The 6,970-nt window shown below is 59.6% G+C and carries 5 protein-coding genes; 2 read left to right on the top strand and 3 right to left on the bottom strand.

Translation table 11 applies throughout. The features are described 5' to 3' along the window. Positions 1-93 precede the first annotated feature (93 nt). Positions 94-741, top strand: a complete 648-nt coding sequence (locus FT726_RS25605; protein WP_288423889.1) for a metallophosphoesterase — start codon at positions 94-96, stop codon at positions 739-741. Positions 742-747: 6 nt separating this feature from the next. On the opposite strand, the gene rsmF is transcribed toward FT726_RS25605, so the two are convergent. From rsmF to yebS, 3 genes are all read right to left on the bottom strand, one after another. Further along, the gene (gene rsmF, locus FT726_RS25600) at positions 748-2,172 is read right to left on the bottom strand and encodes a 16S rRNA (cytosine(1407)-C(5))-methyltransferase RsmF (protein ID WP_407075094.1); all 1,425 of its coding nucleotides are present in this window, start codon (positions 2,170-2,172) and stop codon (positions 748-750) included. Between the two features lie 113 nt (positions 2,173-2,285). Beyond that, on the bottom strand, positions 2,286-4,919 hold the full coding sequence (locus FT726_RS25595) for an MlaD family protein (protein WP_334316591.1): 2,634 nt from the start codon (positions 4,917-4,919) through the stop codon (positions 2,286-2,288). Next, positions 4,888-6,132, bottom strand: coding sequence for a membrane integrity lipid transport subunit YebS (gene yebS, locus FT726_RS25590; RefSeq protein WP_058757746.1), 1,245 nt, complete (start codon positions 6,130-6,132; stop codon positions 4,888-4,890). The genes FT726_RS25595 and yebS overlap by 32 nt, the downstream gene beginning before the upstream one ends. Before the next feature lie 218 nt (positions 6,133-6,350). On the opposite strand from yebS, the gene FT726_RS25585 reads away from it, so the two are divergent. Further along, positions 6,351-6,851 carry a GAF domain-containing protein gene (locus FT726_RS25585; RefSeq protein ID WP_021510016.1) on the top strand — a complete coding sequence of 167 codons (501 nt, stop codon included), beginning with the start codon at positions 6,351-6,353 and terminating at the stop codon, positions 6,849-6,851. Positions 6,852-6,970: the final 119 nt, after the last annotated feature.

The following is a 6,970-nucleotide window of genomic DNA, read 5'->3' as shown; positions in this document are numbered from 1 at the left end:
CGACTGCTCACGCTGATGCCTCCGCGGCTACCCCTCACCGGACTATACTTTATGCCGGGTTTACTAAACTTCCAGTCAACCGGGGCAGATTACATGTTTTATCAGACGCTGCGTGCAAATAACTGGCGCAATATTTGGGTGGTCGGTGATTTGCACGGCTGCCGCGCGAAGCTTGATGCGCAGCTGCTGCGGCAGGGCTTTGATCGGCAACAGGATCTGCTGCTATCGGTCGGGGATTTAATCGACCGCGGGCCGGACAGCCTTGGCTGTCTGCAACTGCTGGAAGAGCCGTGGTTCCGCTGCGTGCGCGGTAATCACGAGCAGATGGCGCTCGATGCGCTGCAGGGCGACGATCCGATGCTGTGGATGATGAACGGCGGGGACTGGTTCTGGCAGCTGAGCGGTGCGCGGCTGATTGCCGCGCGTCATGCGCTGAAGCGCTGTGCCGAACTGCCGCTGATATTACATCTGCAATTCGAGGAGCGCGTCATCGTCATTGCTCATGCTGACTATCCTGCCAGTGCCTACGCACTGGGACAGGATGTCGACTGGCATCAGGTCGTCTGGAGCCGCGACCGGCTCGCTCGCCATCAGCGCGGCCGCTCGCAGCCGATCGCCGGTGCCAGTGCGTTCTACTTTGGCCATACGCCGCTGGAGCAGCCGCTTAACGCCGCGAATCAGCATTACATTGATACCGGCGCGGTATTTGGCAACCGCCTGACGCTGGTGCAGTTGCAGTAATGCGTGTTAGCGGAACAGCCGCCCGTCGCGCACCAGTTCACGCGGATAGCTGTTTTTGATGCGGCTTCCAACGCGTTTCGCCAGGCCCAGCGGCTGCTGCTGGTAGGTGACAATCACTTCATCACGCGCGGGCGGCGTGTCGGGATGAATATCCTGACCGCGATACCAGCTTTCCGCCTGCGCTTCGTCCAGTTCGAACGCCAGCGCGCTGTCCGGTTGCGCCAGCGCCACCACCGCTTCATGCTGCCAGCGAAAGCCTTTCGGGAAGGTTTCCGCCAGTTTGAGACCGATACGCGAGAAACGCACTTTGCTGAGCCAGCTCTCCAGCGCCGCCGGGAACAGCCACAGCTCTTTGTCGCGCTGCCACAGCGTCAGGCTCTCATCCCAGTGCAGTCCCACCTTGTGCGCGGCCTGCGCCACCTCCGCTACCAGCTTGCGGCTGGCGGGCGAGAAGGGCAGCTTGCCGAGTTTGTAGGTCGGCGCCGGTAATGGCGGCACGCTGGCAGTTTTGCGCAGCCGCGCGACGAAAAAGCCTTCGCTGTCGAAGATATGCGGAAACACGTGCAGGAAGCCTTCCGGCGTCAGCGCGCGTTCGGCGCCAGCGAACAAATCGTTGAGCGGCACAATTTCCAGCGCCTGCGGATAGCGCTGCTGCAGCCAGGCAATCACCTGCTGGTTTTCGATAGTATTAAGCGTACAGGTCGAGTAAATCAGCGTGCCGCCCGGTTGCAGCGCGTGAAAAGCGCTGTCAATTAAATCGCGCTGGGTGGCGGCGATGGCCTCGGTGCTGGCCAGCGTCCAGTTGCGCAGCGCGTCAGCATCTTTGCGCACCACACCCTCGCCGGAGCAGGGCGCATCCAGCAGTATGGCATCGAACTGTTCCGGCAGTGCGGCACCAAAGACGCGCCCGTCAAAATGGGTCAGCGCCACATTGCTGACGCCGCAGCGGCTGATATTGGCATGCAGCACTTTCACCCGGCTGGCGGAGTATTCATTGGCGAGGATCGCGCCCTGATTGCGCATCAGCGCGGCCATCTGCGTGGTTTTAGAGCCCGGCGCAGCGGCCACGTCCATCACCTGGCGGGCATCCGGCGCGGCGTCAAACAGCGCGCTGACCGGCAGCATTGAGCTGGCTTCCTGAATATAGAACAGACCGCTGAGGTGTTCCGCGACGCTGCCGAGCGGCAGCGATTCGTCATCACGCGCAATCCAGAAGCCTTCCCGACACCACGGAATCGGCGTCAGCTGCCATCCATAGCCCGCCACGCGCGTGAGAAAATCCTCCACGCTGATTTTCAGCGTATTGACGCGCAGACTGCGGCGCAGCGGCTGCTGACTGATGGCGAGAAAGCGTTCGAGTTCGGCCTCGTCGGCCAGGCTGGCGCGCATCAGCGCGAGAAAATCTTCAGGAAAACGATCGGACACGGATATCTACCGGACTAACAAAGTGAGGGCGAAGTGTAACGCTGAGCCCGGCTCAGGTACAGCCGTGCGCAATATCCCTGACGCAAATAAGTCGGGCAGCCCGCAGGCTGCCCGTTGTCTCAGTTTGGCGATGGAATCGCCGTGCCCCAGTTGCGCCACTCTTTTGGCGCTTCATCCTGCAGCAGGAAGTGCTTGTCGGCACCGGCCTGCGGCGCCAGCGGCACCGTTGGTGGTGTGGCAAACTGGATGCCGCCGCGAATGAACTGCTGGAAGGTGCCGGTTTTCACCACGCCGCCAATCAGACCAAAGTCGAGGTTATAACCGGAGGCCAGCCAGAACACCGAGTTGTTACGCACCAGATGCTGATACTTCTTGCTGATGCGCAGCGCGATTTGCACGCGGTCGGCCATGTTACCCAGCGAAGTGCCGGTTACCGTGCCGACTTCTACACCGCGGAACAGCACCGGCGTGCCAATCGACAGCGATCCGGCTTCGGTGGTATCCACATAGATGTTCAGCCCGTTGAGGTAACGCGAGTCGGTAATGGTGCTCTCCTGCAGCTCAAAGCTGCGCGCCAGCGCGCCTTTGCCCGGGTCCACGTTCACATACGGCTGCAGCAGCGTTTCCAGGTGATTGACGCCGGCGGGCGAAATCTCCGGCGAGACAACAGAGAAGCGGCTGCCGATGCGCGCGAAGTCCTGCACATACTCCGGATAGAGCACCGCTTTCGCCACCACCTGGTTGTTATCCTGGCTCAGCGCCAGCGACTCCACCTGACCGACGTTGATGCCGAGGTAGCGGATTGGCATGCCGGCCGACAGTTTGCTGGCATCAAAGGTGTGCAGGGTAATCTGGCTGCCGACCGCACGCGCGGCGGTTTCTGACGGATAGAGTACGCGCTTAACGCCTTTCGCCGCCTGCGCGCCCGTCAGGTTATCAAAGCTGATTGCGCCTTTCAGCGCGCGGTTCAGCGGTGAAGCCTGCACGGTCAGACCGCTGCCGTTGAGCTGGACTTTGGCACCGCCTTCGGCCCAGAACACGCTTTCGCTGGTGAGCAGCTTGCGATACTGCGGCTGGATATGGACCGAAATCTCAAACGCATCGGCGCGCGGCACCACATCCACCACTTCACCGACCTGGAACTTGCGGTACAGCACCACCGAGCCGGCCTGTACATCCGGCAGGCTGTTGGCGGTCAGTTTGAGCGTGGTCGGCGGCTGATCGCCGGTAATGCCTTCCGCCGCGCGCTCTGAGTCGGCGTACAGCGGATAGCGGCTGGACGGCTGACCTTTCGCACCCGGCACCAGCCGGATACCGCCGTCGACCCATTCGCGCGCGCTGGCGCCCAGCACCTGCATGCCGTCGAGGCCAAATTTAACGTCGAGACGGCTGTTAACGATGAACTTACTGTCGGCGTGTACCAGCTGGCGGTGCTCCGGATTGATGGCCGCCACAAAGCTGATGCCGTTTTCATCCAGCCGGCGCGAAATAACCTGGCCGATCTTCACGCCATACAGCATTACCGGCTGTCCGGCGTCGATACCGTAGGTTTCCGGCGCGCTGAGCTGAACGGTGAGCACATCCGGCTTCTGCAGCAGCGTTTCGCTGGCCGGCAGCACGCTGAAGTGATCCTGCGGCTCACCTTCGCCCGGGACCAGTTCCAGCGTATTGCCGGTCAGCAGGCTGCTCAGGCTGGTGTCGGTCAGGCTGAGTTTCGGTGCGCGCATCTCAATCCGCGTGCCGCTGCGCATCAGGCCGGTAACGGAGGGATCGATCGTCAGCTCGCCGGACACTTTACCGCCCGGCAGCAGCGTCAGTTTGGTCAGAGTGCCCACTTCCAGCCCCTGATACATCAGCGGTGTGCTGTCGGCTTTCAGGTTGTCGCCGTTGGGCAGATCGAGCGAAATCAGCACGCCGCGCTGGCTGTGTGCCAGATCCGAATAGAGCTGATAGTTTTGATCGCTGTTGGCCTGTTCGCCGCTGTCCGGCGAGTCAAAGGCAATCGCGCCATTCACCAGCGCGGCCAGGCTCTCCAGCTTCACTTTGGCGCCGCTCAGGCTGACATCGGCGTCAACGCCCGACACATTCCAGAAGCGGCTCTGTTTTTTTACCAGGTTGGTAAAGCGCCGCTCAATCAGCACATCGATGGTCACGCCATCAGTATTACCGTTGATGCTGTAGTCATAGACGCGGCCAACCGGAATTTTACGGTAATAGACCAGCGAACCGGTGTTGAGCGAGCCGAGATCGGGCGCGTGCAGGTGAATCAGCAGTTCGCCGGTGTTTACCCGGTATTTTGGCTGGGTGTCCAGCGCGGTGAAGTGATCGCGCTCTTTGCCGTCGCCGGGCATCATGCCGATGTAGTTACCGCCCACCAGCGCATCCAGCCCGGAGACGCCCGCCAGCGAGGCTTTTGGCGTCACCAGCCAGAACTGGGTGTTCTCCCGTAGCGCATCGCGCATGTCGCTCTTGATGCTGGCTTTGATCTTAATGCTGCGGTAGTCATCGCTCAGCACAATGCCCTGCACGGTGCCCACTTCCACGCCCTGATAGCGAATCGGCGTGCGGCCCGGCACGATGCCGTCCGCGGTCTGGAAGTTGATGGTGATGGTGGTGCCGCGCTCCTGATAATTGGTCCATAACAGCCAGCCGGCAATCAGCAGGGCGATAATGGGCAAAAGCCAGAACGGCGAAATCTTGCGTTTATTACGCAGATTAGCGCTAGTCGGTGTAGTCGGCGTTTCCTGTTGCATGTGCATCCCAGATCAGGCGGCTATCGAGCCACTCAACGGCCATAATGGTCAGGATGACTGCCGCGCCAAAGTAGAAGGCGGCAGGTCCCATGGTAAAAGCCAGCAGCTGGTCACGATTGACCAGCGACATGGTTAAAGCAATGACGAACAGATCCAGCATCGACCAGCGGCCCACCCAGGTGACGGCACGCAGCAGACGGATGCGGGTTTTCAAACCCTGTTCACACTTAAAATGGATGCTAAGCAACAGCGTCAGCATCACTAACACCTTGGTAAACGGCACCAGAATACTGGCGATAAACACCACTGCCGCCACCGGCACGTTACCGGAGGCGAGGCCAAGAATCCCGGAGAAAATGGTGTCTTCGCGCCGCGCACCGTTGACATACACCACCGAAATCGGCAGCAGGTTAGCCGGGATCAGCAGCACAATCGAGGCGATCAGCGCCGCCCAGGATTTTTGCAGGCTGTGGCGGCGGCGAAAATCGAGCGGCGTATGGCAGCGCGTGCAGCGTCCGCGTTCATCGGGCATACCGGTATGGTGGCAGTTCAGGCAAACCTGCCACCGCTCGGGCGGTTCGTGCGGCACCGACTGCGGGTAATAATGTTCCCACAGCTCCTCCACGTTGAGATGAATCAGCGTCAGCAGGCTCATGATGGTCAGCGCGATATAGGCGACCAGCCCGTAGCCGACTTCCAGCGCGGCATAATCCTGCACCTTAATCGATGCCACCGCCACGCCGACCAGATAGATATCCAGCATGACCCACTCTTTGAGCTTCTCCAGCATCAGCAGGACCGGGCGCAGGTTCATGCCGAGCGCGTGGCCAATCCACAAATAGCAAATGCCAGCCACCAGCGTCACCGGCGCGCCAATCGTGCAAAACGCCACCATGGCGGCCGTCAATACGTTGCCCTGTTGCGCCATCTGCAGCACGCCCTCCAGCAGGCTGGCGTTGATGCGCATGCCAAGCAGGCGGATATCCACCAGCGGCAGGCTGAAGGCGAACGGCATCAGTACGACCATCGTGACGGCCATGGCGGTAAGCCGCGTCATTGACCAGTCGCGACCGTTCTGAATACGGGCATGACAGCGCGGGCAATAAGCCGACTGATGCGATTTCACATCCGGTAAGGAAAAAAGGGTATCGCATTGCGGGCAACGCTGATAACGTGCGTGGGGCAACGTCTGGCTGATGGCGTGAATTTTCATAAATGACGCAAGGGGCCCATTGTTCGTTACAGTTACCGGCATGCGGAGCAGAGCACGTCTGTCTGCATCAATCTATGGTACGAGAATAGTCTCAAGCATAGCGTGCTAAGGGTATAGTAACTAACACAATGATTCACCTTGTGGGGTTGGATTATTAGTGCTTATTTTAACAACTGAGTGACAACAAGGTCACGCCAGTGATGAGTTATGGTTAAACAATGAACAAAAAAGCCTTTTACGAGGATTTAAATCGCGATGTCCGCGCACTGTTAGCGGGCGAAACTTCTTTCCTGGCGGCGCTGGGCAACTGCAGTGCGCTGCTGTTTGAACGCCTGGAAGGAGTTAACTGGGCAGGCTTCTATCTGCTGACCGAGCCGGAGACGCTGGTGCTGGGTCCGTTCCAGGGCAAAATCGCCTGCGTCCGCATTCCGATGGGTAAAGGCGTATGTGGCACCGCGGTTGCGGAGGATAGTGTGCAGCGGGTTGAAGATGTGCACGCTTTCCCGGGGCACATTGCCTGCGACGCCGCCAGTAATGCGGAAATCGTGATTCCTCTGAAAGTGAATGGCACGATGGTCGGTGTTCTCGACATCGACAGTACGGTTTATTCTCGCTTCGATAGCGAGGATGAAGCGGGGCTGGTAGCCCTTACCGACGGGCTTTGTGCAGTGCTGGCGAACAGCGACATTGAAAAATTTCTTCAGCTGACGCGCAGCTAATCGACTGGATCACATAGCATTTGGCGATGTTGTCATTATAATGTCGCCTGTTCATGCCTGCTCTGGTCGGCAAACCCGTTGTAATCAGGAAATTTCATGGAAAATCAACCTAAGTTGAA

This window comes from Pantoea sp. Morm (genome assembly GCF_016643525.1).
Classification (GTDB): Bacteria; Pseudomonadota; Gammaproteobacteria; order Enterobacterales; family Enterobacteriaceae; genus Pantoea; species Pantoea dispersa.
Note: the sequence above shows the minus strand (reverse complement) of the source record. Positions and strands in the feature narration are given on the sequence as shown.